Source organism: Bacillus sp. MBGLi79 (assembly GCF_002953915.1).
The window spans coordinates 4,244,758-4,271,637 of the sequence record NZ_CP026521.1; the positions used below are offsets into that span (position 1 = coordinate 4,244,758).

General features: G+C 44.1%; 32 protein-coding genes. 11 read left to right on the top strand and 21 right to left on the bottom strand.

Annotation, left to right across the window (positions count from 1 at the left end; all coding sequences use genetic code 11):
* The first annotated feature begins 5 nt into the window (after window positions 1-5).
* The gene (locus C1T29_RS24945) at window positions 6-977 is read left to right on the top strand and encodes a histidine kinase (protein WP_231516587.1); all 972 of its coding nucleotides are present in this window, start codon (window positions 6-8) and stop codon (window positions 975-977) included.
* Between the two features lie 43 nt (window positions 978-1,020).
* Here C1T29_RS24945 and mscL read toward each other — a convergent pair whose 3' ends face one another.
* Window positions 1,021-1,416, bottom strand: coding sequence for a large conductance mechanosensitive channel protein MscL (mscL, locus tag C1T29_RS21655; protein ID WP_014665664.1), 396 nt, complete (start codon window positions 1,414-1,416; stop codon window positions 1,021-1,023).
* A gap of 70 nt (window positions 1,417-1,486) precedes the next feature.
* The gene (gene fabZ / locus C1T29_RS21660) at window positions 1,487-1,912 is read right to left on the bottom strand and encodes a 3-hydroxyacyl-ACP dehydratase FabZ (RefSeq protein WP_003221796.1); all 426 of its coding nucleotides are present in this window, start codon (window positions 1,910-1,912) and stop codon (window positions 1,487-1,489) included.
* Window positions 1,913-2,104: 192 nt separating this feature from the next.
* Between fabZ and rapD the strand changes: the two genes are divergently transcribed.
* Complete coding sequence (gene rapD / locus C1T29_RS21665) at window positions 2,105-3,169, top strand: aspartate phosphatase RapD (protein ID WP_103749273.1); 1,065 nt, start codon at window positions 2,105-2,107, stop codon at window positions 3,167-3,169.
* Window positions 3,170-3,190: 21 nt separating this feature from the next.
* On the opposite strand, the gene flhP is transcribed toward rapD, so the two are convergent.
* From flhP to C1T29_RS21690, 5 genes are all read right to left on the bottom strand, one after another.
* Complete coding sequence (gene flhP, locus C1T29_RS21670) at window positions 3,191-4,000, bottom strand: flagellar hook-basal body complex protein FlhP (protein WP_069150466.1); 810 nt, start codon at window positions 3,998-4,000, stop codon at window positions 3,191-3,193.
* A gap of 33 nt (window positions 4,001-4,033) precedes the next feature.
* Complete coding sequence (gene flhO / locus C1T29_RS21675; protein WP_069838548.1) at window positions 4,034-4,846, bottom strand: flagellar hook-basal body complex protein FlhO; 813 nt, start codon at window positions 4,844-4,846, stop codon at window positions 4,034-4,036.
* Window positions 4,847-5,006: 160 nt separating this feature from the next.
* The gene (gene mbl / locus C1T29_RS21680) at window positions 5,007-6,008 is read right to left on the bottom strand and encodes a cell shape-determining protein Mbl (RefSeq protein ID WP_014665668.1); all 1,002 of its coding nucleotides are present in this window, start codon (window positions 6,006-6,008) and stop codon (window positions 5,007-5,009) included.
* Window positions 6,009-6,173: 165 nt separating this feature from the next.
* The gene (spoIIID, locus tag C1T29_RS21685) at window positions 6,174-6,455 is read right to left on the bottom strand and encodes a sporulation transcriptional regulator SpoIIID (protein WP_003221804.1); all 282 of its coding nucleotides are present in this window, start codon (window positions 6,453-6,455) and stop codon (window positions 6,174-6,176) included.
* 14 nt (window positions 6,456-6,469) lie between these two features.
* Window positions 6,470-6,580, bottom strand: coding sequence for a protein usd (locus tag C1T29_RS21690; protein ID WP_080478284.1), 111 nt, complete (start codon window positions 6,578-6,580; stop codon window positions 6,470-6,472).
* Between the two features lie 224 nt (window positions 6,581-6,804).
* Between C1T29_RS21690 and C1T29_RS21695 the strand changes: the two genes are divergently transcribed.
* Together C1T29_RS21695 and C1T29_RS21700 are read left to right on the top strand one after the other, a co-directional pair.
* Entirely contained in the window at window positions 6,805-7,218 is a 414-nt protein-coding gene (locus tag C1T29_RS21695) for a MarR family winged helix-turn-helix transcriptional regulator (RefSeq protein WP_003235672.1), read from the top strand.
* A 21-nt stretch (window positions 7,219-7,239) separates the two neighbouring features.
* Entirely contained in the window at window positions 7,240-8,430 is a 1,191-nt protein-coding gene (locus C1T29_RS21700) for an MFS transporter (protein ID WP_014665669.1), read from the top strand.
* Window positions 8,431-8,523: 93 nt separating this feature from the next.
* Here C1T29_RS21700 and C1T29_RS21705 read toward each other — a convergent pair whose 3' ends face one another.
* From C1T29_RS21705 to C1T29_RS21725, 5 genes are all read right to left on the bottom strand, one after another.
* Complete coding sequence (locus C1T29_RS21705) at window positions 8,524-9,930, bottom strand: right-handed parallel beta-helix repeat-containing protein (protein ID WP_103749376.1); 1,407 nt, start codon at window positions 9,928-9,930, stop codon at window positions 8,524-8,526.
* Between the two features lie 105 nt (window positions 9,931-10,035).
* A complete protein-coding gene (gene pucI, locus C1T29_RS21710; RefSeq protein WP_103749375.1) occupies window positions 10,036-11,508 on the bottom strand; it encodes an allantoin permease in 1,473 nt (490 codons plus the stop codon).
* A gap of 181 nt (window positions 11,509-11,689) precedes the next feature.
* The gene (locus C1T29_RS21715) at window positions 11,690-13,048 is read right to left on the bottom strand and encodes an MFS transporter (protein ID WP_103749374.1); all 1,359 of its coding nucleotides are present in this window, start codon (window positions 13,046-13,048) and stop codon (window positions 11,690-11,692) included.
* On the bottom strand, window positions 13,048-13,617 hold the full coding sequence (locus tag C1T29_RS21720) for a hydrolase (RefSeq protein ID WP_095432218.1): 570 nt from the start codon (window positions 13,615-13,617) through the stop codon (window positions 13,048-13,050). Before C1T29_RS21720 ends, C1T29_RS21715 begins: the two co-directional genes overlap by 1 nt.
* Before the next feature lie 186 nt (window positions 13,618-13,803).
* Window positions 13,804-14,265 carry a hypothetical protein gene (locus tag C1T29_RS21725; protein WP_095432219.1) on the bottom strand — a complete coding sequence of 154 codons (462 nt, stop codon included), beginning with the start codon at window positions 14,263-14,265 and terminating at the stop codon, window positions 13,804-13,806.
* Window positions 14,266-14,548: 283 nt separating this feature from the next.
* Here C1T29_RS21725 and amtB point away from each other — a divergent pair, with 283 nt between their 5' ends.
* The 3 genes from amtB to bcrC all read left to right on the top strand — a co-directional run bounded on the left by amtB (window position 14,549) and on the right by bcrC (window position 16,874).
* The gene (amtB, locus tag C1T29_RS21730; protein ID WP_014665677.1) at window positions 14,549-15,763 is read left to right on the top strand and encodes an ammonium transporter AmtB; all 1,215 of its coding nucleotides are present in this window, start codon (window positions 14,549-14,551) and stop codon (window positions 15,761-15,763) included.
* A gap of 11 nt (window positions 15,764-15,774) precedes the next feature.
* Window positions 15,775-16,125 (top strand): P-II family nitrogen regulator, encoded by a 351-nt coding sequence (locus C1T29_RS21735; RefSeq protein ID WP_014665678.1) that lies wholly within the window; start codon window positions 15,775-15,777, stop codon window positions 16,123-16,125.
* Between the two features lie 167 nt (window positions 16,126-16,292).
* Window positions 16,293-16,874 carry an undecaprenyl-diphosphate phosphatase BcrC gene (bcrC, locus tag C1T29_RS21740; RefSeq protein ID WP_014665679.1) on the top strand — a complete coding sequence of 194 codons (582 nt, stop codon included), beginning with the start codon at window positions 16,293-16,295 and terminating at the stop codon, window positions 16,872-16,874.
* A 39-nt stretch (window positions 16,875-16,913) separates the two neighbouring features.
* Here the strand turns inward: bcrC and C1T29_RS21745 are convergent, their stop codons facing one another.
* Window positions 16,914-17,336 carry a VanZ family protein gene (locus tag C1T29_RS21745; protein ID WP_069150471.1) on the bottom strand — a complete coding sequence of 141 codons (423 nt, stop codon included), beginning with the start codon at window positions 17,334-17,336 and terminating at the stop codon, window positions 16,914-16,916.
* Between the two features lie 109 nt (window positions 17,337-17,445).
* Entirely contained in the window at window positions 17,446-18,318 is an 873-nt protein-coding gene (gene spoIIQ, locus C1T29_RS21750; RefSeq protein ID WP_014481160.1) for a stage II sporulation protein SpoIIQ, read from the bottom strand.
* Window positions 18,319-18,460: 142 nt separating this feature from the next.
* Between spoIIQ and C1T29_RS21755 the strand changes: the two genes are divergently transcribed.
* Window positions 18,461-18,952 (top strand): GNAT family N-acetyltransferase, encoded by a 492-nt coding sequence (locus C1T29_RS21755; protein WP_080488051.1) that lies wholly within the window; start codon window positions 18,461-18,463, stop codon window positions 18,950-18,952.
* On the top strand, window positions 18,949-19,467 hold the full coding sequence (locus C1T29_RS21760; RefSeq protein ID WP_014665683.1) for a DUF5362 family protein: 519 nt from the start codon (window positions 18,949-18,951) through the stop codon (window positions 19,465-19,467). Before C1T29_RS21755 ends, C1T29_RS21760 begins: the two co-directional genes overlap by 4 nt.
* Window positions 19,468-19,724: 257 nt before the next feature.
* On the opposite strand, the gene C1T29_RS21765 is transcribed toward C1T29_RS21760, so the two are convergent.
* Window positions 19,725-20,162 carry a DUF5392 family protein gene (locus C1T29_RS21765; RefSeq protein ID WP_103749272.1) on the bottom strand — a complete coding sequence of 146 codons (438 nt, stop codon included), beginning with the start codon at window positions 20,160-20,162 and terminating at the stop codon, window positions 19,725-19,727.
* Between the two features lie 242 nt (window positions 20,163-20,404).
* On the opposite strand from C1T29_RS21765, the gene cls reads away from it, so the two are divergent.
* Window positions 20,405-21,853, top strand: a complete 1,449-nt coding sequence (cls, locus tag C1T29_RS21770; protein WP_095432220.1) for a cardiolipin synthase — start codon at window positions 20,405-20,407, stop codon at window positions 21,851-21,853.
* A gap of 22 nt (window positions 21,854-21,875) precedes the next feature.
* Here cls and mta read toward each other — a convergent pair whose 3' ends face one another.
* Window positions 21,876-22,649: a transcriptional activator Mta gene (mta, locus tag C1T29_RS21775; protein ID WP_103749271.1), complete on the bottom strand. Its 774-nt coding sequence runs from the start codon at window positions 22,647-22,649 to the stop codon at window positions 21,876-21,878.
* A gap of 143 nt (window positions 22,650-22,792) precedes the next feature.
* Between mta and C1T29_RS21780 the strand changes: the two genes are divergently transcribed.
* Window positions 22,793-23,176, top strand: a complete 384-nt coding sequence (locus C1T29_RS21780; RefSeq protein ID WP_040081566.1) for a DUF5362 family protein — start codon at window positions 22,793-22,795, stop codon at window positions 23,174-23,176.
* Between the two features lie 35 nt (window positions 23,177-23,211).
* Here C1T29_RS21780 and C1T29_RS21785 read toward each other — a convergent pair whose 3' ends face one another.
* The 5 genes from C1T29_RS21785 to ureA form a co-directional block, all read right to left on the bottom strand.
* The gene (locus C1T29_RS21785) at window positions 23,212-23,853 is read right to left on the bottom strand and encodes an NAD(P)-dependent oxidoreductase (protein WP_103749270.1); all 642 of its coding nucleotides are present in this window, start codon (window positions 23,851-23,853) and stop codon (window positions 23,212-23,214) included.
* Window positions 23,854-23,920: 67 nt separating this feature from the next.
* On the bottom strand, window positions 23,921-24,322 hold the full coding sequence (locus tag C1T29_RS21790; RefSeq protein WP_014665691.1) for an Rrf2 family transcriptional regulator: 402 nt from the start codon (window positions 24,320-24,322) through the stop codon (window positions 23,921-23,923).
* 134 nt (window positions 24,323-24,456) lie between these two features.
* On the bottom strand, window positions 24,457-26,166 hold the full coding sequence (ureC, locus tag C1T29_RS21795) for an urease subunit alpha (RefSeq protein WP_095432223.1): 1,710 nt from the start codon (window positions 26,164-26,166) through the stop codon (window positions 24,457-24,459).
* Entirely contained in the window at window positions 26,163-26,537 is a 375-nt protein-coding gene (gene ureB, locus C1T29_RS21800; protein WP_040081563.1) for an urease subunit beta, read from the bottom strand. Before ureB ends, ureC begins: the two co-directional genes overlap by 4 nt.
* Complete coding sequence (gene ureA / locus C1T29_RS21805) at window positions 26,534-26,851, bottom strand: urease subunit gamma (RefSeq protein ID WP_095432224.1); 318 nt, start codon at window positions 26,849-26,851, stop codon at window positions 26,534-26,536. The genes ureB and ureA overlap by 4 nt, the downstream gene beginning before the upstream one ends.
* Window positions 26,852-26,880 lie beyond the last annotated feature (29 nt).

Below are 26,880 nucleotides of genomic sequence, written 5' to 3' on the forward strand. Positions count from 1 at the left end.
GCGATATGCTTGAAGGTGTGCCCTACAATGTGATTGCTGCGAAGAATGGAAAGGAAGCATTAGAAATCATCTCTTGCACGAAGCTTGATTTGGTTATTTTGGACTTGATGATGCCGGATATGACTGGTTTTGAAGTCTGTATGAAAATTCGCGAACGATTCAGCATGGTCGATCTCCCGGTTCTGATGATTACAGCAGCCATTATCGGCCATGACAAATACAAGGCGTTTCATGCCGGAGCGAATGACATTTTGCAAAAACCTTATCATTACTCTGAATTTATGGCGCGTATTCAAAACCTGATCATGATGAAACATACAGCAAATCAAGCGACAAGAATGGAAATGGCATTTCTCCAATCGCAAATCAAGCCTCATTTTCTTTATAATGTCTTAAACACGATTATTTCTCTCACTCATTTGGATATTGAAAAGGCCCGGGAGGTAACAGAGGAATTTACCAACTATTTGAGAATGAGTTTTGACTTTCAAAATACATCTGCCATCAGTTCCTTCAGACATGAGCTTTCGATTATCAATTCCTACCTTTCTATAGAAAAAACGCGATTCGGCAATCGGCTTGAGGTTCTTTTCGATATAGATGAAGACATTGACTTTATCCTTCCGCCTTTAATGATTCAGCCCTTAGTGGAAAATGCCGTTCTTCACGGTGTCAGCAAGAAAAGAGGCGGAGGATGGATCAAACTGACAGCTAAAAAACAAAGCAAAAATGAGTATTACATCAAAGTAGAGGATAACGGTGCCGGGATGACTCCGGAAAAACAAAAAGATCTCTTATCTGCGGATTTTGATCGCAGCGTCGGATTAAAGAATATCAATCAGCGGCTGAAACATTTTTGCGGAAGCGAGTTGATGATCAGCAGCAATCCGGATGCAGGCACCTCAGTCTCAATGCTCATTCATCTCGCTGAAACAACGGAAAGCCCCGCGGGACTGAAGGACATAGAACGCACCTAAACGAAAATAATAAAAAAAGACGCCGTTTCTAACGGCATCTTTTTTATTCCGGCGACTTCGTTTGCTGCTTCAGCAGGTCTCTGATTTCTTTCAGCAGCTCCTCCTGCGCATCCGCAGCTTCCTCCGCCGCCTCTTCTTCTGCTGCTTCTTTTTTGCGCCTTAACCCATTCAAAGTCCGAATGACGATAAAAATGGAGAACGATATAATTAAGAAGTTCACAATCGTCTGTATAAAGCTGCCATACTTAACTACAGCATCGCCAAACGTAAACGACAGGCCTGAGAAGTCAAGCCCTCCCAGCAGTAAACCGACCAAAGGCATAATGATATCATTTACTAGAGATGTGACAATCTTGCCGAAAGCGCCGCCTATCACAACACCAATCGCTAGGTCTACGATATTTCCCCGCATGGCAAAGGCTTTAAATTCATTCCACATACAATCACCTGCTTTTCTATTTTTGTAAAGAAAAAGACAAATGTGCCCCTGGCCATCTGCATTTTTTCATTTATTCTCCGAGGGCAAAAGTCAGTTCAACTTCGCAAACGACTTCGCCATCAACTGTGGCAACGCCTTTTCCGCGCCCGATTGTGCCGCGGGCACGAATGATTTCAACCTCAAGGTGAAGCTGGTCACCAGGCTTGACTTGTTTTTTAAAACGGCAATTATCAATGCCTGCAAAAAAAGCCAGTCTGCCGCGGTTTTCTTCTTTAATCAGCATCGCAACAGCTCCGACTTGAGCAAGCGCTTCTACGATTAATACGCCGGGCATAACCGGATACTGAGGAAAATGTCCGTTAAAGAACTCTTCATTTGCGGTTACATTTTTATAGCCTTTCGCTCGTTTGCCTTCTTCAACTTCCGTAATCCGATCCACAAGCAAAAACGGATAACGGTGAGGAATAATTTCTTTAATTTGCTGAGTATCAAGCATTGTCTTGACATCTCCTTCATCTGCATTAGTATGTATAGCAATCATCAAAGATCCAATCTGTACATTTGAAAAGTATATTATGAATTAATCTCTTTTTCAACTGCACTAACTATGTAACCAACTGTCAATGAGAGCCGTCAAAAGTTATGATATGATAATTATAGATTTTACCAATAGCAAAGAGGTAGGAAAATGATTTCGAAGTTTATTGAAAAAAGAATGCTAAACATGTTAGACGAGTGGTATTCCGCAATGAGCAAACGCAAAATGAATCACGTTTGCACACTGAAAGAGAAAATTGACCAGCACCTTCCGAAGATCAAAAAGAACACAAAGCTTTGGGTGCGTTATCAATTGTTTCAGGCCCGCCATCAGCTGCTTTTTGAAAACCAGAACGGACTCGATTCATTGTTCGATGACCTATATGGCCTGGAAGACAAAATGGATGATGAATTGAAGTATTATCTGTATTTTTTCTCTGGATTATATGAAATGGTCAAAACAGCTCCGAAACATGCAGTACATCATTTTAAAAAAGCTGAACAGTACCTGGCCGCCATTCACAATACGTTTGAAGCCGCTGATTTATATTATCAAACCGCAGGCGCCTATTACTTGATGAAATCACCGCCGCTTTCCATCCAATACGTCAAAAAAGCATTACACATCTATTTGCACCAATTCGGCTATATTAAAAAGGTAATCACCTGTAAACTTTTGCTCGCCGTGAATTATATTGATCAAGAACGCTATGAAAAAGCTGAACAGCTTTTCAAAGAAATCATTAACAAAACCCAGCAACTACATGACGAAAACCTGCTATGCCACGCTTATTACAACCTTGGCTTTTTAAAAGCAACCGAAAAAAAAGACCAGGAGGCGCTTCTTTACTTTAAAAAAGTATTAAGGAATCGAGAATTTGAAACGAATTCTCCCGTCTCGTATCTGCACTGTGTGTACGAGTCTGTCAGAGCGCTGTTTAAAACAGGTAACATCACAGAAGCTAAAGCCGTCCTTCAAAAAGGAAAAGAATTATCTGAAAAGGTAGACATTCAAACCATTTATTTAAAATTAAAAACGCTTGAAGCACTCTACACCTCAGTGGAAGATCCCTATGAGCAGCTGCTCGAATATGTGATTGAATTAGAAAAAATCGAGGCGTGGGTGGATTTAGAAGTCCTGCTAGAAGATATTACGGAATACTACAAAAAAAAGGACGATTTCGAAAAAGCCGCTTTTTTTATCATGCGCGGCTGATTGAAAACGCCCATTTTCTTATTATCTGACTGAATTGATTAAACCGAGCATTTGATCTCCCATTGTGATCGTTCTGCTGTTCAGCTGATATGAACGCTGGGACGTAATCAAATCTGTCATTTGTTCTGAAATATCGACATTGGACATCTCAAGTGAGCCCTGCTGCATGCCGATGTTTTGTCTATTTGCGCCATTCAGCTCTTCAAAAGCTGCCGCATTATCAATAGAGAAAAGGTTATTCCCTTCCGATTTCAGCTCTTGAGGGTTATTCACTTGGACAACCCCAAGGTTAAACCGCTGGACCGCATTTCCGTTAGAGGCGGTTAACGTGCCGTTCTTATTGATGGTGATATTCTTCATTGAACTGTCGATGTTCACTGTATTACCGTTTTCATCAAGAACCGGATACCCGTTTCCAGTAACGAGCTGAAGCTGGTTGGCATTATTGGCTGAAGGCGTTAAATATAATGCTCCGTCTCTCGTATACTGGCGGTTTCCATTTACATTCACCTGAAGATATTGGTATGGTGACGTAAACGCGATATCAAGATCACGATCCGTCTTCTGAACGCTTCCTTGATCAGAGACAAGGCGTGAATTCATCATCGCTCCGACGCCAAGGCGCAAGCCGGGCGGCGTTTTTCGGGCTTTTGCCACTTCCTCGTTTTTTTCATCAACCTGATCGAATTGCTGTCTGACAAGCTCAGAAAAATTCGTATCTTTTGCCTTATAGCCGGTTGTGTTGCTGTTTGAAAGGTTGCTGCTGATGGTGTCAATCTGCTGCTGCAGCTGGTTTAAGGTTGTTGATGCCGTTAGCATTGACCTGAGCATGGTTCATGTCCCCCGTTTTTCTCTTCCGTTATCTTAAATTTTTCCGATTTCATTCGCTGCTTTATCCATACTTTTATCGTAAGCCTGAATAACCTTCTGATTCGCCTCAAACGATCTGTACGCTTCAGTCATTTCTGTATAGGCGCTCGTCACATCCACGTTTGAAAGCTCTGAGATGCCTTGTTTTAATGAATAGGATACTTGATTATTTCCAGCTGCGCTTGGCAGATCATTGCCGTCCGCCGTGCTGTACAAATCGTTTCCGTCCCTTTTCAGATTGCGGACATCTTCCGCCATTCTGACATCAATCTGGCCGGCTGTCCGTCCGTTTGTTGCCACAGTACCGTTTTCAGACACAGTGAAATTCTCATTATCAACAGTAATTGGCTGGCCATCCGTCGATAAAACAGGGCGTCCGTTGATCGTCAGCTGATTATTCTCATTTAGTGAAAATGTGCTGCTTTTTGAATAACGGATTCCATCCGCTGTTTGAACTGGATAAAAAAGAGCCGCGTTTTCATTGGTTTCCGCATTGATCGGAACTTGATTTTCGACCAATGCAATGTCTGTAGGCTGTTCTGTAGACTTCAGGCTCCCCTGTGTAAGGAGTGGCTTAAGCTCCTGCATGTACACTCCCGTATTCACGGAACCGATTTCCGTCCTCGATGTTCCGGCCGGAGATTTTGATTCAATTCTGCTGAGCAGCATCTCAGGGAACGCTCGCATCGAGCCTTGATCAGCTTTATATCCTGATGTATTTGCGTTTGCAATGTTATTTGAAAGCATTTCCGTTCTTCTTTGCTGGGCAATCATTGCTGATGTTGCTGTATATAATCCTTTTAACAAATTTCCCACCTCTAAAAATGGCATTTTTTCCAGTTGTCATATAGGAACGTTTGTTCTATAATAAAAATCAGTATTTTATCCTATTATCGTCATTTAATATCTTTTCGTGAAGGCTTTTCATAAAAAAACCTCATTCTTTTTCAGAATGAGGTTTGTGAAATCAGCTTAGTTTGCGTTTAGGAAGCTTGTCCATATTATCAAGCATGACACCTGTGCCGATGGCTACGCAATCCATAGGATTTTCAGCAACGAGGACCGGTACCCTCAGTTCTTCGGCAAGCAGCTGGTCAAGACCGTTTAAGAGCGCGCCTCCACCGGTAATAATCACGCCGCGGTCGATAATATCAGCAGAAAGTTCAGGCGGTGTTCTTTCAAGCACTTGTTTCGCAGCCTGAACAATAACAGCGACAGATTCACGAAGGGCTTCTTCAACTTCTTTACTGTTGACTGTAATTGTTCTTGGAAGACCGGAAACCATGTCCCGTCCGCGAATGGAAATTTCCTCGTGACGTGCGTCTGGGAAAACCGTTGCGACTTTAATCTTAATATCCTCCGCAGTACGTTCACCGATAAGCAGCTTGTACTCGCGTTTGATATAATTTAAGATTTCCATGTCAAACTTGTCCCCAGCCATTTTAATAGAAGAGGAGGTGACAATATCGCCCATTGAAATAACCGCGATATCCGTCGTACCGCCTCCGATGTCTACAACCATGTTACCGCTTGGCTGGAATATTTCCATACCCGCGCCGATAGCGGCAACTTTAGGTTCTTCTTCAAGGTATACATGTTTCCCGCCGCTTTTTTCTGCAGCTTCTTTGATTGCTTTTTGCTCAACAGATGTAATATTCGTCGGGCAGCAAATGAGCATGCGCGGCTTTGAAAACAGGCCTTTTACATTTAGCTTGTTAATAAAATGTTTCAGCATTGCTTCTGTTACTTCAAAGTCAGCAATAACTCCGTCTTTCAGCGGGCGAATCGCAACAATATTCCCAGGTGTACGTCCAACCATTCGTCTTGCCTCTTCGCCAACCGCCAGCACTTTGCCGCTGTTTTTATCAAGTGCAACTACGGAAGGTTCATTCAGAACAATTCCTTTACCTTTAACATGGATCAGTACATTTGCAGTACCGAGGTCAATACCAATATCCCTTGCAAACATCTATTTATATCCTCCTTGAAAATCTGTTTCACAGTAAATATCCACATTGTGCCCTAATTATATATATTATCATAAAATATAGAAAAAAAGTTGGAAGCACATTAAGTTCTTTACAAATTTTTGCGGATGTTTTATGAACGATTTCAAGAAGACAACGTCAGGCGATTATGATTGCTGAACAGGCTCTCCCTCGAGTATTTCATCTTTTTTATATTTGAGTTTTGTCGCTTCTCCTCCTCTTAAATGCCTGATGGATTTATGATAATCGAGTATTTCTTTCACTTCGTTTGCCAAGTCGGGGTTAATTTCAGGCAGACGCTCTGTTAAATCCTTGTGTACTGTACTTTTGGAAACACCAAATTCCTTCGCAATGACACGAACGGTTTTCTTTGTCTCCACGATGTACTTCCCTATCTTGATTGTTCGCTCTTTGATGTAATCGTGCACACCACTCGACCTCCCTAAAATGGATGTGAGAAGTGTGAAATGAGATCCGTATTCTGTAAAGAGTCATTCATTATGCCGCTTCTTTGTTGTATGGTTTTAAAAGTAAGTTTGTGAAATATGCCCACGATCCCTCACCTCAAACACTCTCTTTGTTAGGTTTGTAACAGTGTATTAGCATTCTTTTGGGAATATGCTAAAAACTCAATAAGGACAAGGGGTGAAACGAACTTTTTCAGCATCAGCAAACTATTTCGCGTCACTAAATTTTCATCTTTACATCTATTCACCGCTCCTGTAGAATGAAATAAGCAATTAGTTACTTAGGTAAGTTTTTTAGAAGGAGACAGACATGACCTACGTCAACAGACACCTCATTCATCAAATCAACCAAAGCGCCCGCCTGATTGCCAAGAAAGCCAATGAACAGCTGGAGCCATTCGGCCTTTATTCATCTCAATGGTCAGTTTTATATTGTTTGCGTACGATCGGACCAATGACTCAAAAAGAGATTTGGTCCTATTTAAATGTGGAAGCGCCGACTGTCACACGGACGATCAAACGCCTGGAGGAGAACGGCTGGGTCCAGAGACGGCAAGGTGAAGACAAACGGGAAAAACTTGTTGTCCTCACCAAAGAAGCCGAGAAAAAATACGAAGAAATCAATGTGAAAATGCTGAAATTCGAGGAAGAGCTGCTTGCAGATTTCCGGGATGAAGATAAAGAAGCCTTTTCTCATTTATTCCGCATGTTTTTACAACAATGATAATAAGGAAGTGACATACATTTGAAAAAAGCGGATGCGATATGGACCAAGGATTTTATTATGGTCCTGCTTGTCAATTTATTTGTGTTTGTGTTCTTTTATACATTTTTAACGGTATTGCCGATCTATACGCTGCAAGAGCTTGGCGGCACAGAATCACAAGGCGGGCTTTTAATCAGCCTGTTCCTTCTGTCTGCGATCATTACTCGGCCATTCTCCGGGGCCATTATTGAGCGTTTCGGGAAGAAAAGAATGGCGATTATATCGATGGCGTTATTCGCCCTATCATCTTTTCTGTATATGCCGATTCATAACTTTTCCCTGCTGCTCGGATTGCGGTTCTTCCAAGGGATTTGGTTCAGCATTTTAACGACTGTCACAGGTGCAATTGCCGCTGATATTATTCCAGCCAAACGGCGCGGTGAAGGGCTTGGATACTTTGCCATGTCTATGAACCTCGCTATGGCGATCGGGCCTTTCCTTGGCCTGAATTTGATGAGGGTGGTCAGCTTCCCTGTATTCTTTACAGCCTTTGCGCTGTTTATGGTTGCGGGCTTACTTGTTTCGTTCTTGATAAAAGTGCCGCAAAGTAAAGACAGCGGCACGACTGTATTCCGTTTTGCGTTCTCGGATATGTTCGAAAAAGGCGCACTCAAAATTGCGACGGTCGGTTTGTTTATTTCTTTCTGTTATTCAACTGTTACATCATATCTGTCTGTATTCGCCAAATCAGTTGATCTTTCGGATATCAGCGGATATTTCTTTGTTTGCTTTGCGGTGACAATGATGATTGCACGTCCGTTCACAGGGAAACTGTTCGACAAAGTCGGACCTGGCATTGTCATTTACCCATCAATCCTGATTTTCTCTGTGGGACTCTGCATGCTGTCCTTCACACACAGCGGCTTGATGCTTCTGCTTTCAGGAGCGGTTATCGGGCTTGGATACGGATCAATCGTTCCATGTATGCAAACATTGGCGATCCAGAAATCTCCGGCTCACCGCTCAGGTTTTGCAACGGCAACGTTCTTTACCTTCTTTGACAGCGGAATTGCTGTAGGGTCGTATGTATTCGGATTGTTTGTAGCATCTGCCGGCTTCTCTGCCATTTATTTATCAGCGGGGCTGTTCGTTTTAATTGCTCTGCTTCTCTACACGTGGAGCCAGAGAAAACCTGCTGAGGCTGAAGGAAAAGTGTCTATCGCAGAATAACTTGTAAGACTGCCGGGAAATCCCGGCAGTCTTTTTTGTATCTAAAAAAAGGCGTCCCGCTCGGTTGAACGAGAGAACGCCGCTTATGGCATATTATTCAATGACTTTCCGCGCAGGTGAATCAGGATCTAGCGTAAAGTCATACGACTCTTCATCACGATACATCGGATCGGCATATATGGATTGCTGATCGTTATTTGTTGCTTTTCGATACGACGAAAACGAATCATATTCTTTCTTTTTCCACATCCATATTCCGTCTTGATCCGCTTCCTTGTGGTACACGTTATGATTGACCGTATTTCCTTCATTTTCTGTAAAATCGTTTCCGATAAATAATCTGGAATCACCGGCCGTCAAGATATTCTTTTCAATAGTGTTGTTTTTCGTATCGTACTGCAGCAGCAGCTGTCCGCCGTACAGTCCCTTTGTGTCATTCCGGTACATAATATTGCGGGCAATCAGAGAATTGCTGGTGCCGCCCCGCTTTTTGTCGTATCCTCCGATTGAAATACCGGTGTACGCATTGTTGTACACTTTGTTATTTGTGATCTGAATGGCATTTGCATACTTTCCTTTGTGTTCAGATGTTGCTTCAATCCCAATATCGTTATCGTAAACTGTGTTGTTCTTAATCTCGATACCGTGTCCGCCATCGACATAAATCCCGCCCGCTGAGTAGTCGTCCCCATAGGCAGGATTGCCGTAAGTCGAGTTTTGATAAACCGTATTGTTTTCCACGACACCGTTTCGCACGTAATCGTTTTTATCCGCGGTTCCCTCATAACCAATTAGGTCAATCCCGATGTTGTTATTATTGCGGACCACATTGCCTGCAACAGTGAAGCCATCGATATTACCGTTCAGCACAACTGCTTCACTCGCTCCAAGCGTCAGTTTCTCAACTGTATTGTCCTCGATTCGGATGTCCTTCATGCTGCCAGTCCCATAAACTGCGATTCCGTGGGCATTTCCTTCATCCGCTGTTGTTTTAATCCCCTGGATATGATTATCCTTGATGGCGATATGACTGCTGGACCCTGACACATAAATCCCCATAGCAGTTGCTTCCTCAGATGAAACAGAAAGATCTTGAATCGTTAAACCGCTGATGGCAATGTCATGTTTATCGTGAATGCGAATCAGCGGTGTTTCATATTCAGCGTTCGCAACGGATTCACCGGTAATCACGACGTTTTCATTTTCATAGTTTCGGAACGTGATAGGCTTTCCGTTCGTACCGCTGTGCTTCACATCAAGGATTTCATGATACGTGCCCTCCCGAATCATGACGGTTGTGCCGGCAGCAGCCTTCTCAGATGCGTGTGCCAATGTACGAAACGGTTTTTCTTTTGTTCCTTCATTTTGATCACTGCCATTTGGCGAAACATATAGGCAGTCTTCATCTCTTTCCTCATTCGCTTTTGTCTCATCAAAAACGAAAGCAAAGATGCCCAAAGCTAAAACACCTGCCAAAAGAATAAAATACCTTTTTCTCATTTTCGATTCCCATTTCGTTTTAGAATAGATTTCTAAAACCATTATAAATGCTCTATTTATGGAAAACCATTTCAAAAATATGAAAATATACCGTTTATATAGATCTTATTCAGCCTGGCGGACCTGTGCAGGTTCAACCGTTTCAATCGCCGACGATGCAGGCGGGTGAACACGCATCAGAACAATGTAGAAAAGAAAGGAGATCAGCACACCTACAAACCAAGAGATATCGTATAAGCTCTTCAATGCAGGAACATACATGCCAATCAGCGAAATCAGCGCTCCTAACATTGTGGCTGCGAACGCACGGTAATTGTAGCCCTTCCAATACACATACCGTCCTGTTTCGGAATACAAGTCATCTACCGAGAGCTCACGTTTGCGAATGATAAAATAATCGGCCATCATCACGCCTGCCACCGGTCCAAGCATGCCGCCTATTAAGCCGAGAAACGCATACACGCTTGTCGCACTCTCCATCAGCTTCCACGGAACCGTAAATAAAGCGAGCAATGCTGTGATAAAGCTGCCACGTTTGAAATTGATATATTTCGGCAGGGCATTCGCTATATCATAAGCGGGCGATACGATGTTCGCCGCGACATTTACAGAGATCGTGGCGATGCAGAGCGTGATCACGGACAAGGCGATGACATAAGGGTTATCAAACCGCGCCAAAATATCGACAACATCCCAAATCGGCTCTCCGAACGCAACCTGCGAGCCGGAGGTCACCGTAATACTTGCGAAAGCAAACAGCGCGAATGTTCCCGGCAAACCGTAAAATTGCCCTTTGATTTGCTCCTTTTGCGTTTCAGCAAACCTTGTAAAATCAGGTATATTTAAAATTAATGTCGCCCAGATGCCGATGATGCCGGTCACTCCGGCAGCAAACGGCCAGAATGTTTCTGAGAACGTATGGAACTTTCCTGGCTGAGAGTATATCGGCCCCAATCCTCCGGCAATATCGACGGCCCACCATACCATGCCGCCAAATACCAGATACACTAAAGGCCCTGCCCATACCTCAAAACGTTTAATTGACTCCATGCCATGATGCAATACGAGTAAATGAACGGCCCAAAAGAATACAAAAGAAAGCAAACCAGACAAGTGAATGCCGAGAATGTTCCACTCGCCGCCAATTTCTCCCCAGCCCGGCCACATATTCAAAAGCAAAATGTTCAGTGCCGTGCTGCCCGCAAAGGTCTGGATACCAAGCCACATGATGGCTGTAAACGCCCTCAGAAGCGCGGGGATATTTGCGCCGTATATCCCGTAAGAAGCCCGGATGATCACTGGAAACGGCAGCCCGTATTTTGTCCCCGCATGGCCGTTTAAGGCAAGAGCGCCAAATAAGATAAGCGATGCCGTAATAATGATCGCCAGCACCTGCCAAGGCGAAAGGCCGATCGCAATTAATCCTCCCACCGTCGCGTATGTCGGTATATTATGTATACATCCCATCCATATGGAGGCAAAGTTCATTGCTCTCCATGTCCGTTTTTCCTGCCCCAAAGGCACCAGATCTTCATTGCTCAGCCTGTTGGATTGCTGCTGACTCTCTTTTAATTTCATAGCCGGCTCCCCTTTCGTTATTGTCTGCTTTCCATCGCATGTATCGTTTTCTGACATTCGATGTCACTTAATATAACTGAAGAATCAGACAATAACATTGGCTATGATGTACAATTTTCTTATTTGTATTTGAACAGCCTAAACAAGAAAAAGAGACAGCCCCTCAGAGCCCGTCTCTTTATTAAGATGCAGTTTTCATTAATGCAGCAAATCTCACAGCCATTAACAGGCTTGCTCCGCCCGTGATGATCATAATGATTCCCATCATATCAAAATGGGCTGCCGTGATTTCTTTACCAAAAAGAATGCCAAGAATTACCGAAGACAAAATCGATCCTAGGTAACGGCAGGTTTGAAACAGTCCGGAAGTCGTTCCTACCATATTGGAAGGACTCGTTTTCAGCATTGCTGCCTGAAGCGCGACATTTCCCAATCCGTAGCCTATACCCAAGAGCGATAGAATGAGGCCTTTCCCGATGATCTCGACATTGATAAAAAAGATGGTTAAGAGCACAGCTCCAACCGTCATCAAAAGCGCTCCAACAAAGATTGGCTTGACGACACCTGATCGGTCGATCCATTTGCCCGTAACAGGTGACACAATGATGCTCATTCCAGACATAAACAGCATAAACAGGCCGCTCGTTTGAACAGAAAGATGCATTTCATCCTGAAAATAACTTGGCAGACCAAAAAATAAACAATAGAAGAAAACATTCAGCAAAATAAATTGAACATATACGGCTGACAGGTTTCGCTGTGTTTTAAACAGACGGACATCAATGAAGGGCTTATCCGTTTTCAGCTCGCGCCAGACAAACGCACAGAGCAGAAGCACGCCAAGCACACCTTCAACCGCATGCGGCGTTGTGCTGAACGACAGAAGGAAGGATAGAAGGAAAATGATTCCCCCGGCAAATAAAACAATTCCAAGAATGTCGAGCTGCCGAATAATCGTTTTGATTCCTGTCCCTTTTTTCTGGTCTTTCGGGAACATATACAGGCCCAAAAAGAAGCTGAGGATAATAAACGGCAAATTAACGATAAAGATCGCCGGCCAGCCGCCCCACACAATTAAAAACCCGCCGACTGTCGGCCCCAGCGCCGTCATGGCGGACGCAAAGATAGAAAGTACAGCCAAGGCTGAAGCTTGGCGCTCATGAATATGATTCCGAATCAATCCGACACCTGACGGATAAATCGCACTGCTCCCCACCGATTGAAACAGCCGCATGACTAATAATGTCATAAATGTTGGCGCAAACGGTGCTCCGATGGCTGAAACCGCTACAAGAATAAGCCCGAATAAAAACAAGCGTTTCCGCCCAATTAAATCACCGAGCTTTCCCGTTACAGGCTGCGCTACGGCACTTGCCAGGTAAAACGAGGAAATCAGCCAAGAAACCGTTGTAAACGAGAGGTGAAACTCATGCTGGATGCTATGGAGCGCGAGAGAAATCATAGACGAGTTCAGCGGATTCAGCATTGTTCCCGAAGCCACCGCTGTTAAAAATACAACCCGGCTTTTTTTCGATAACATCATTTCACTTGTTCCAGAAATTCTTCCGTTGTCCGCGATTTACCGATTCTCGGGAAAATAAAGCGCAGTGTAGCTTCATGCTCTTCATCGCTAAACGTGGACATGGCATCTGTAATAAAAATCTGCTGATAGCCAAGCTGAAAGGCCTCGCGCGCTGTACTTTCCACCCCAATGTTCGTTGCAATGCCGCACAATACAATCGTATCAATGCCTCGGCGTCTCAGCTGCAAGTCTAAATCTGTGCCAAAAAACGCACCCCACTGCCGTTTTGTCACCGTGTAATCTCCATCCTGCACACCGATTTCCGGAACAAATTCGGCCCAGTCCGCCGGCATCTCCCCTGAACCTGCCTGCGCAGGCTCATCCGTTTGCGGCTTCAGGGCGTCCACTCCATCGTGAAAGGCTACATTTACAAAGCTGATGAACCCGTTCTGTTTCCGAAATTCTTCTACAAGCTTTTTCGCGTTCGGGACAACCTGGCCGCTTTGATCAATCGGCACAATCCCCTTTTGTAAATCAATGATCACCAATGCTGTTTTTTGAAAATCAATGTTGAGTGTATTCATCATACGTCTCCTCCTGATGCTGTTAGTGTTTCTCACATTGCATATTTTACTCTTCACACTGCCTAAGTTCTTTTTTGATGCTTGTGAAATTCTCAGAAGGAGCGTTTTCTCATGATTTTTCTTTTATGTAATAGTAACAGGTTGTGCATACGAACAAACCGGCAAGCACTGTAATCATAAGGGGCGTCATCACTTCATCACCTGCCTGCCGTCTATCGGTTCCTGCTTGAAAATGCCTATGAATTTGCGGCGATCCATCCAAAGCAGGATGAGACACATAACCATTAATATCGTGCTAAGATCCTGCACGCCAATATCAAAACAATAGTTAATCAAGACGATGTTCACTATAATGGGCATAAAAATAACTGCCCCTAATGCAGCCGTTCGCGGAATCAGTAATAAAACAGCTGCTAAAATTTCACCAAAACCTATAAACAGTTCATAGACATGAGAATAACCGAAAAATGCCCACGCGATGGTAAACCCCTTCCCGGCAGCCGCCTCGATTTCAGGCGTCACCTCGCCAAACTGGCCAATCACCACTTTCGCCAAACCATACACGAAAAAATTAAAGGCTAAAAACAATCGGAACGTCGCGGGAATCGACTTGCGCACCGCTCTCCTCAACCTGCCGCCTTTATTCATCACCCATCCCCCTAAGTGTATTATTTGATGTAGTACAATTAATACAATATATAGTATTCTAATTAATGTCAATTCCCTTTTCCGTTCATATGAACATCTTCTTTTATAGATATAAAGTCTTATATCATAAAAAAATGCTGTTCTCCTTTCTTTCCATCCTTCGATAACATTCCCTGAAAAACCATGTTAGGAAATCTTACATGAAAATGTTTTATCATTCTTTTTTCTCTATAATGAAGAAATATAATAATTGCTTTTTATTCTGAAAGATACGGAGGAATGAGACATGCAAATGGGCGATACAGTTTTTATGTTCTTTTGCGCTTTACTCGTGTGGCTGATGACCCCGGGATTAGCGTTATTTTATGGAGGGATGGTAAAAAGCAAAAATGTGCTGAGCACTGCCATGCACAGTTTCTCTTCCATTGCCATCGTTTCCATCGTTTGGGTGCTGTTCGGATATACACTTGCCTTCGCACCAGGCAATTCCATCATCGGCGGACTGGAGTGGGCAGGCCTCAAAGGGGTCGGATTTGATCCGGGAGATTACAGCGATACCATTCCCCACTCGTTATTCATGATGTTCCAAATGACGTTCGCTGTCCTGACTACAGCGATTATTTCCGGGGCTTTCGCAGAGCGGATGCGATTCGGCGCTTTTCTTTTATTCTCGGTTTTATGGTCCTCCTTGGTTTACACACCCGTAGCGCATTGGGTATGGGGCGGCGGCTGGATCGGCCAGCTTGGGGCGCTCGATTTCGCTGGCGGCAATGTTGTTCATATTTCTTCCGGTGTGGCAGGACTTGTTCTTGCTATTGTGCTAGGCAAACGGAAAGACGGCACAGCGTCTTCTCCGCATAACCTTATTTACACCTTCTTAGGAGGAGCCTTGATTTGGTTCGGCTGGTTCGGCTTTAACGTCGGCAGCGCTTTGACCTTAGATGGCGTGGCCATGTATGCCTTCATCAACACAAATACTGCGGCAGCAGCCGGAATTGCCGGCTGGATCTTAGTCGAGTGGATCATTAATAAAAAACCGACAATGCTCGGAGCGGTATCTGGCGCGATTGCCGGGCTTGTCGCCATTACGCCGGCAGCCGGATTTGTCACACCGTTTTCTTCCATTATTATTGGCATCATCGGCGGGGCCGTATGTTTCTGGGGTGTATTCTCGCTGAAAAAGAAATTCGGATACGATGACGCGCTTGACGCCTTTGGCCTGCACGGGATCGGCGGGACATGGGGCGGAATCGCGACAGGATTATTCGCCACAACCTCTGTTAACTCAGCGGGAGCAAATGGGTTATTCTACGGTGACGCAAGCTTAATCTGGAAACAAATTCTCGCCATAGCCGCCACTTATGTTTTTGTATTTATTGTCACTTTCGTTATTATTAAATTTGTAAGCCTCTTCCTTCCCCTTCGTGCAACCGAAGAAGAAGAATCACTTGGGCTTGACTTAACGATGCACGGGGAAAAAGCATATCAAGATTCTATGTGAGGAGTGACGTTATGAGCGGTCAAATGTTCAAGGTAGAAATTGTAACGCGTCCGGCAAATTTTGAAAAGCTGAAGCAGGAACTCGGAAAAATCGGTGTCACCTCTCTCACCTTCTCCAATGTTCACGGCTGCGGCCTTCAAAAAGCACATACGGAGCTCTATCGAGGGGTAAAAATAGAAAGCAATGTATATGAGCGTCTAAAAATTGAAATCGTGGTCAGCAAGGTGCCTGTTGATCAAGTGACTGAGATCGCTAAAAGGGTGCTGAAAACAGGATCGCCGGGTGACGGTAAAATATTTGTCTATGAAATCAGCAATACGATCAACATCCGCACAGGCGAAGAAGGACCTGAAGCACTTTAATGGTTTAGAAGAGATCCGAAATTCCGGGTCTCTTTTTTTGCCCCCCATAAACACCGCGCCCTCTTCGAATTCTCTTCAAGCGTCATTCTTTCTGACAAACTCTTTTTTGATTTGAAACTTTTTATGAGTATAATGAGTCTATTATTAAAAATGTAAAAGGTGATTATTTGAACTACGAAATTTTTAAAGCCATCCATGGTCTATCTCATCACAATTCCGTTCTCGATTCTATTATGGTCTTCATCACGGAATATGCCATTGTCGCCTATGCCCTTATCCTATTGGCGATCTGGCTGTTCGGGAACACACAAAGCAGAAAAAACGTACTTTACGCAGGCATCACAGGAATTGCAGGTCTTGTGATCAACTATTTGATTACACTTGTTTATTTCGAACCGCGCCCGTTCGTTGCGCATACTGTGCATACATTGATACCGCATGCTGCGGATGCTTCATTTCCAAGTGACCACACGACAGGTGCATTAGCGATTTCTATCGCGATGCTTTTCAGAAACCGTAAAATCGGCTGGCCGCTTGTCATTTTCGGGCTTTTGACAGGCTTTTCGAGAATTTGGGTGGGACATCACTATCCGGTAGATGTATTAGGCAGCCTCGTTGTCGCCATCATTATCGGGTTCCTATTCTTTAGATTTTCAGAACTGCTTCGCCCATTCGTCGATTTGGTCGTGAGGATCTATGAAGCCATGATCAATAAACTGACGAAAAAACCAACCGATCAAAATTTCTAAAAAGACAAAAGCCGGCGTCTTTAACCAAGACAGCCGGCTTTAATATTTTTCATACATCTCTTGTTTTCTCCGCTTCGCCAACACATATAAACCATAAAACAATCCAATTCCCACAGCATCGATGAGCACATCCCGAATGCATCCATTCCTGCTGAAGAAGAGCTGAAGAACTTCTGTGAAAAAAGCAAACGCGAATGAGCCGGCTGCTGCTGATCTTATGCTGCCCCGCTGTTTCCACAGCAAATAAGTCAGCACAAAGAAGGAAAACGCGTGCCCGATTTTTTGAATACACGCTTCAGGTACAGTAAGCTCAGTAAAATCCATAACGAAAAATTGAGACAGGTCAGGGTGCGGCTGAAAATGAAAAGCCACCGTTTGCGATACGACCATACCGCTGAAGCTTTCCGTACAAACAGAAAGCAGGATAAAAAAGATCCAGCCTGCAAGCAATAGGCGGTTCATGACATAACCTCCTTTATAGTCTACGTGCCTATGTGTAACTACATAGACGATTAAATAAAGCAGAAAGTAACAAAAAAAACGCCCATCACACGGATAGACGTTTTCTAGATTAAGACTGTTCAGTGTCTTCTGTTGTGCTGCTTTCTTTAGAACCAGATTTGTCAGTTGAATCGTCCTTTTTCTCACCGGACTTTTCTTCTGTTCCTTTTTCAGTTGATCCATCCTTTTTTTCGGAAGATTGCTGAATGGATTCTTCTGTTTCTTGTGTGGCAGCTTTTTCTTCAGCAGCTGCTGCTTTTTCAATAGAAGAAACCGGCTTGTCCATAAAGTTTAACGGATTCATTGCGACTCCATCCTTACGGATTTCAAAGTGCACGTGGTTTCCGCTGTCTTCACTGTAAAGGTTCTTGCCAGATTTTCCGATCACTTGGTTTTGTTTTACTTTGTCACCTTGCTCAACACTTACTTCAGAAAGGGATTGATACACAGTCGACAAACCGTCGGCATGTTCAACTTCTACAACATATCCCAGCACTGGATCTTTTTCAGCTTTGACAACCGTACCGCTCAGAGAAGCAGAAACATCGAAATCTTTTCCGTCTTTCTCAGCTAAGTCAATTCCTTTGCTTAGGCTGTACGTGTTATTATAGGTAACGAGTGCTGCTTCTTTCTCTTCTTTTGCGGCATCGGTTTCATAGAACTTTTTCACAACAGAAACGTTTTCAGAATCAACAACCGGCATTGCGACATTTTCCATTGACTTTCCTACTTCAACTGCATCGTCGTTGTTGTCATATGCAGAGTTTCCGCCGTTATCAGCTAACTGATCCTTCACTTCATCATTTGATACTGATTGATACCAAAGGACAGCTGTTAAAATGACGGCCGCACTGACTAAGTAAATTGCAGGGAACACCCAGCGTTTACGAAAAAACTGCTGAAGTTTTTTGACTTGAGAAGTTTTCTTTTCTTCCTCTCTCATTGTTTCATCACCTCAGCAACATTCTGAACACTTTTCTGAAAATATATACACCTATCCAAAAAAACTTTTTTTAGATGTAGTTTGCGCAGACTAAAACGAAAATATGTCATTTTTTTGAGAGGAGTGCCTAATACGCATGAACATGACATTGCGTCTTGCTGAACATAAAGATCTGGAGGCTGTTGTTGCGATTTATAATTCAACGATCGCTTCTCGAATGGTAACAGCCGATACCGAACCGGTAACTCCTGAAGATCGGATGGAATGGTTTTTGGGACATACAGAGTCACGTCCGCTCTATGTTGCCGAGGACGAAAACGGAAACGTCGCTGCCTGGATCAGTTTTGAAACATTTTATGGAAGGCCGGCCTATAATAAAACAGCGGAGGTCAGCATATACATTGACGAAGCATGCCGCGGCAAAGGTGTTGGATCATTTTTGCTTCAGGAAGCGCTCCGCATTGCGCCGGATCTTGGCATCCGCTCACTTATGGCCTTCATTTTCGGACATAATAAACCAAGCCTGAAGCTGTTTGAAAAGCACGGGTTTGCTGAATGGGGACTATTCCCCGGCATCGCCGAAATGGACGGGAAAAGATACGATTTAAAAATTTTAGGGAGAGAGCTGTCATGATTAGTTTGGATAAAGATGAAAACGAAATGGAAAATCATAATGAAGAAAACAGCCCCGTTGAGCAGGAGACTGCGCCTGCGGAAAATGAGAGCCGCCAGCTGAGCGCCTCTGCTGTCAAGTCGCTATCCGCCATTGCCAAGTGGGGCAAAATTTCCGGCATCTTGTTCATTATTATGGGATCGCTTGTTACACTGTCTGCTTTAATGACAGTAATTGGCGCCATTCCGGGCGTACTGCTCATTATTTCAGGCGTATTTTTAATGCGCTCGGCAAAAGCAGCCGCTGAAGCCGAAGGAAATTTAGCCGGCAGCGCTGGCGAAAGCATGCTTGAAAATTACGCGACATTTATTAAAATGCAGCTGTTTTACGCAGCATCCAGTATCGTCACCTGCCTGATCGGAATTATTGTAGCCATTTTCGTGCTGGTGATAATCGGCATTGCTGCTTTTGAAAATACCCCTTCGTATGATGATCCGGATTCTTACTATTATGAGGACGATCCGGTGTTTGAATAATGATGAAACAGGACAGGGCATGAGTTCCAGATCAAACGGAACCATGCCTTTTTTATTTGTCGATTTCCGTAAAATTGTCAATCAAAGCAGGCTGGCGTAAACACCAAGTCTTGAAGCAAGCATACAATCAGACATCACTAGTAGAGGAAAATCACCCCAGACATAAATAACAAAAAAAAACTGTCCATGAGGTCTGGTATCTGCATACAAAAAAACACCCGGATTGTCTGGAAAATCCAACAATCCGGGTGCAGCTTTTATTCATACATTTTCTTGCGTCTGTCTTCCTCAGTTAAAAATTCAACAAAACTCCGCATCGCAAACGGTTCTTCCTTTATCTGTCGTGCGTAGGAGTTTTTCCGTTCTTCTGAAAGGATGTCGCTCTTTTTGATCCTGTTCAGCATATAGATGTGAACCGTTTTTTGGATTTGTTTGTGCTGATAGCCTGCCTCTTTAAAAAACGCCAGCCCGAGCGCCGCCAAAAGAGCGAATATGCCAGCACTGATCAGGGACTCCCTGTCAGCTGAAGCGTGAAATAGAAAAGCAGCTAAATTAAAGAGAGAGAATGCAGCAAGCGGAATAGCAAGAAAACGGTAAACGACGGTTTTTTTCATGAAAGGCTGTACGGCCTTTTGAATTTTTTGCATTTCTGTTTTGATGAACCCCGGCATTTGTTCGACTCTGTAAAAGTTCATGTTATCCTCCCCCTTTATTTGTTGCTGCAAGGCTTCACGAACGTTATCATATGTGTTTATTTTAACGCAGGTGCAAGCCGGTTTTAAAGAAATCTGCCCGTATTTTCACGAAGAATCTGGATCGCCGCTCTTTATTCTTTTAAAATGTGAGTGTTATAATTTGTAATGGGAATCAGATCACTGTTATTCATGGAATACTAATGGCAATCTTCTTGATAAATATGAATGAGCGGGGTTACAAAGTGAGTATTTCTTCCATCCTTTTATCACTTTTTTTCATTTTAAATATTCTTTTGGCGATCATTGTCATCTTCAAAGAACGGCGCGATGCCAGCGCATCTTGGGCGTGGCTGCTTGTTCTTTTCTTTATTCCCGTTTTAGGCTTTATTTTATACCTATTATTCGGCCATAATCTTAGACGCAAGCATTTGTTTCAATGGGAAGACCGAAAAAAGATTGGAATCGAAAGGCTGTTGAAGCATCAGCTTGAAGATTTAGAAACCAAGCAATTCCAGTTCAACAACCGTGCAACCTTTGATAATAAAGATTTAATTTATATGCTGATCATGAATAACCATGCTGTGTTTACAGAGGATAATTCAGTTGACGTCATTACAGACGGACGGGATAAATTTCAGCGGCTGCTGAATGACATTTCAAAGGCTAAGGATCATATCCACTTACAGTATTATATTTATAAAGGTGATGAATTAGGCAAAAAATTGCGGGACGCTCTCATCCAAAAAGCGAAAGAAGGTGTTCAGGTCAGAGTGCTTTATGATGAACTCGGGTCCAGAACGCTGAGAAAAAAGTTTTTTAAAGAGCTTCGCGAGGCTGGCGGGCATGTGGAGGTCTTTTTTCCTTCAAAGCTCAGGCCGATTAACCTGCGGCTGAATTACCGGAACCACCGAAAGCTTGTGATCATAGACGGCATGACCGGGTATGTCGGAGGTTTTAATGTCGGAGATGAGTATCTGGGGCTTAATCCGAAATTCGGTTATTGGCGGGATACGCATATCAGGCTGCAAGGGACGGCCGTGCACGCCATCCAAACACGGTTCATCCTTGACTGGAACCAAGCTTCACATCACCATACGCTGACATATATTCCGAATCACTTTCCTGATTACGGCCCAAAAGGCAACGTCGGGATGCAGATTGTCACAAGCGGCCCTGATTCGGAATGGGAACAAATTAAAAATGGCTACATCAAAATGATTTCGAACGCCAAGCGTTCCATTTTGATTCAAACGCCTTATTTTATCCCGGATGCAAGCCTTCTGGATGCTTTGAGGATCGCGTGCCTATCGGGTGTTGACGTCAATATTATGATCCCGAACAAGCCTGATCATGCCTTCGTATACTGGGCCACGCTTTCATACATCGGCGATCTGCTGAAAGCCGGAGCGACTGTCTATATTTATGATAACGGCTTTATTCATGCGAAAACAATCGTGGTGGATGACGAAATCGCTTCAGTCGGCACAGCGAACATTGATGTCCGAAGCTTCAGGCTGAATTTTGAGGTGAATGCATTTATTTACGATATCACCATTGCTAAAAAACTGGTTTCAACTTTTAAAGAAGATTTGCTAGTATCCAGAAAATTCACCTATGAGGAGTACCTGCAGCGCCCGTTGTGGATTCGAATAAAAGAATCTGTCTCACGGCTGTTGTCGCCGATCTTATAAGATGCGCCAAAAAACCCGGCCTTTACGGCCGGGTTTTTTCTTGATGGTTACAGTAAATAATGATCGCCTCACGCAAAAAAGCGGCAAGACCTTCTCCATATTGATTGATCGAATCAGTAAATCGCGCGTCAGTGATATACACTTCTCCAAGTCCCCTGAAAATGTCGAGTGTGCAATCGTAATGATATTGGCAAATATGATCGCGAAATGCCCCCACTGTGGCCTGAACCTCTGCATCATCGGGCCCATGTTTCATTCGTGCCGCAATTCGTCTGTAAATCGAATCGAATTCAGACATGATCGAGCGCCAATCATCTGCCGAGTAAGAAGACGTCCTTTTCTCTGTTTCTTCTGCAATTTCCTTTCCATACAGCTTTCTGACTTCATCAGCGTATGTCTGCTGGTGCTCTTCAATGTCTTTCATGCTTAATCCGGCAAATAAATCCTGTTTATTCATCGTTCCCCCTCCATCAACGGACAAAAGCGTCCTGTCTATTGTTTGAATCATTTCTTCCATTCTTTGTTTTTTCTTCATCAATATTTCCTTTTGCGACTGAAGCGCCGCTTTCCGGTCAAAATTCGGATGATCCAGCATCTCTTTAATTTCATCCAGACGAAACCCGATTTCCTTGAAAAATAAAATCTGCTGCAGCCGTTCCAGATCTGCGTCACTGTACAATCTATACCCAGCATCAGTAAGCGCTGAAGGAATCAGAAGCTCAATATGGTCATAGTGATGAAGCGTCCGAATGCTGACGCCCGATATTTCCGCCACTTGTTTGACTTGATATTTCATACATAACACCCCTCTTTTTTATCGTAAACAATCACGCAGCGTTAGGGTCAATCCCAAAAATGTTGTTTTCTATATACAAAACTTCTCACAAATAGTGTATAAAAGAAAAGTGAGTATTTTTTTGTAAAGGGGAGCTACTATACATGAATCCTGAAACAATGAACAAAACCCTCATCAGCATTTCAAAATGGGGAAAAGCTACAGGCATTTTATTTATTATTATGGGCGCAATTACCGCGCTTTCAGGCGCGTTCTTTTTTCTAATCGGTGCCGTGCCGGGCGTGCTTCAAATTATTTCCGGTATCTTTTTGATGAGGTCAGCTAGAGAAGCAGGCCAAATGGCTGAACACAATAGCGGACAGTCTGAAGACTTAATGCTGGAGAATTACGCGAAATTCGTAAAGATGCAAGGGATTTATTTGATCGTAAGCATTGCTGTATCCATTCTTGCGATTATCGCCTTCTTTATCTTTTTCATGCTTGGGATTGCTGACGGCATATTCAGCGATACGTACAGCACTTATTAATGAGAAAAACCCGGAGCTGGCTCCGGGTTTTTTTATTATTCCGCTTCGCTTACCACTGTGAAGCGCTCATTTTTGTGTGCAGGTTGTTCAAGCTCATCCAATACGGCAATGGCATAATCTGCATAGCTGATATAGCTGTCGCCTTTGCCATTTACGATGACATTGTCTTTCCCTTTTTGGTAAGAGCCAGTCCGTTTTCCTGCCGGATCAAAAAATGCCGCAGGACTGAGGAATGTCCAGGAAATAGAGTCTGTCTGCTGCAAGTCTTTCAGGTTCTCGCCTTGATTTGATGCAGTTGGCAAATATTCTTTCGGAAATTCCGGCGTATCCATTAAACGGGTTGTTTTGGCTTCATCAACAAACAGGCTTCCCGCTCCGCCAACAACAAGCAATCTTGTGTGCTTCGCGTCTTTTAATATGCTGATGAGTGCTCTGCCTGCTTCTACATGAAGATGTTCCTGGCCGGGCGCTGCCCCAAAAGCATTTACGACCGCGTCAAAAGGCTTGATGTCTTCTGCAGTCAGTTCAAACACATCTTTCTCCAAAACCGCTACGTCCTGTTCCTGCACTTTTGAAGCATTTCGGACGATGGCAGTCACTTCATGGCCTCTTGTTTTCGCTTCTTTCAAAATCTCATTTCCTGCTTTTCCGCTTGCCCCGATAATTCCAATTTTCATTTTTCATTTCCTCCTTATTTGTAACAATTTTAGTTACATGTTAGCGGTGAGAAGTCATCCCTTTTGTCTAAAAGAGATGATTCATAACATCTTTTAATGACTTGCTTGCCAGTTCATTTTCCATCGCTCTTTGGACACTTTCAAACGTTTCATCCAGGGCGTTCTGAATTTTTTTCCCTACCGGACATTTCGGGTTTGGGTTTTCATGAACCGCAAAGAGTTCTTCTTGCTTTTGGACAGCCCGGTACACTTCTAAAAGAGAAATATCCGCCGGATCTTTTCTGAGGCTTGCACCAGGCACACCTGCGCGTGAGGTGAGAATATCAGCTTTTTTCAGCAGGCTGATCATTCTTCGGACCACTACCGGATTCGTGTTGACACTGTCAGCAATGATTTCTGAAGATGTTTTTTCATCCATCGAGATGAGGGATAAAATATGAATGGCAACAGCAAGACGGCTGTTAATCATGTTTTTTCACCACCGTTGTAACTATAATAGTTACATTTAGTTCGTTTGTCAACATCTAATATACACTAAATACACGTGTTTTGTGCACCGTTTTTAGTCAATATAACGGCCGGATGCACTCCGGCCGCGTCTTATCAGAATAAAAAATATCTTTGTCCAAGCGGAACATAATCGACAGGCTGGCAAGACAATTCCTCCCCATCAGCGAAGACCTGATAGGTTTTTGGATCAACCTCGATCTTCGGCAAAGCTGAGTTCAATTTCATATCCAGCTTGCTCAGCTTTCTGATATTTTTGACAGGAGAAATTCTTTTTTGCAACCCTAAGCTTTCCGCCACACCCCGCTCTATGCTTGCCTGAGACATGAATGTAATCGAAGTTGAGTTGTTGGCTTTTCCGTAAGACGCATACATTTGGCGCATGAAAACCGGTTCAGGAGTCGGGATGGAAGCGTTCGGATCTCCCATTTGCGCACGTGCAATCATGCCGCCCTTTAAGACCAGCTCCGGTTTTACACCAAAAAATACCGGGTCCCACAGAACGAGATCGGCAAGCTTCCCTTTTTCCACCGAGCCGACTTCATGGCTGAGCCCGTGCGTAATTGCCGGATTTATCGTGTATTTGGCAATGTACCGTTTTGCGCGCACATTGTCGTTTCCATTTTCGCCAGCAAGAGCGCCTCGCTGCTTTTTCATTTTATCGGCTACCTGCCACGTTCGAATGATCACTTCACCGACCCGTCCCATCGCTTGGGAATCCGATGATGTCATGCTGATCGCACCGATATCATGGAGAATATCCTCCGCGGCAATCGTCGCAGCTCTGATTCTGGAATGGCTGAACGCCACATCTTCAGGCACTTTCGCATCTAAATGGTGACAGACCATCATCATATCAAGATGCTCATCCATCGTATTAACGGTATAAGGAATGGTTGGCGTTGTAGATGACGGCAGAATGTTCGCGTAAGAGGCGAGCTTCATAATATCCGGGGCATGTCCGCCGCCTGCACCTTCAATGTGATAGGTATGAATGACCCGGTCCCCAATCGCGTCGAGCGTGTTTTCCAAAAATCCCGCTTCATTAATCGTATCTGTATGGATGGCAACTTGAATATCAGCCTCATCCACAACTTCCATACACGTTTTAATGGCGCTTGGCGTCGTGCCCCAGTCTTCATGAAGCTTAAGGCCGATGGCGCCGGCTTCCACCTGCTCGATCAGCGGCGCTTTATCGGATGCATTCCCTTTCCCTAAGAAGCCGACATTGATTGGAAATGCTTCGGCCGCTTCCAGCATTCTCGCCATATACCATGCGCCGGATGTACAAGTGGTCGCTTTGCTGCCTGTTGCGGGTCCTGTTCCGCCTCCCAAAAGGGTCGTCACACCTGAAGAAAGCGCAACTTCCATCTGCTGTGGACAAATAAAATGAATGTGTGTGTCCACTCCCCCGGCTGTTAAAATTTTGCCTTCACCGGAAATCACCTCTGTACCCGCTCCGATGACCATATGCGGATCGACACCATCCATGATATCAGGATTTCCGCTTTTTCCGACGCCGACAATCCGGCCATCCTTCACACCGACATCCGCTTTGACAATGCCTTTGTAATCCAATAGCACGACGTTGGTGATAACCAAATCCAAAGCGCCGTCCTTCCCTGTAATTCTGCCGTTTTGGCCCATGCCGTCGCGGATCGTTTTTCCGCCGCCAAAGATCATTTCTTCACCGTATACTGTGAAATCCTTTTCGACTTCGATCCATAAATCCGTGTCGCCCAATCTGATTTTATCGCCCGTTGTCGGGCCAAACAGCTCCGCATATTCCTTCCGTGACATTTTCATCGGATTACACCCTCCATCCAGCCGGCTTGTTTTAAGTTGGCCAATGTTTTTTCTTTGCCGCGTTCATCGATAAACGTGTCGGCCATTCCGTTCAGGCCTCTAATTGTCTTGCGTCCTCCGATTTCCACAAGTGTGACCGTTTTCTGCTCTCCAGGCTCAAAACGGACCGACGTGCCCGATGGAACATCAAGGCGCATGCCGATCGCCAGCTCACGGTCAAATAATAAAGACCCGTTTGCTTCCGCAAAATGAAAATGCGAGCCGACTTGAATGGAGCGTGATCCGGTGTTTTTTACCGTAATCTCCCGTGTCTCACGGCCTTCATTAATCGTTATCGTTCCCTCAGCAATTTGAAATGCCCCCGGCTTCATGACTTCACCTCCGCAGAAATTGGCTGATGTACCGTAACAAGCTTTACTCCATCCGGGAATGTGGCCTCCACCTGAATGCTGTCCAGCATCTCAGGCACACCCTCCATCACATCTTTTTCCATTAACACATGGCGGCCGGCTTCCATCAGCTCTGCTACTCCCTTCCCATCACGCGCGCCTTCCATAATAATGCAGGTGATATAAGCGGCAGCCTCAGGATAGTTCAGCAGAACGCCCCGCGCCTTTCGCTGTTTGGCTAATTCCCCCGCTGCAAAAATGAGCAATTTTTCTTGTTCAACCGGTGTCAGTTTCATCTGTAATCCTCCTTCTTTTGTCATATAAA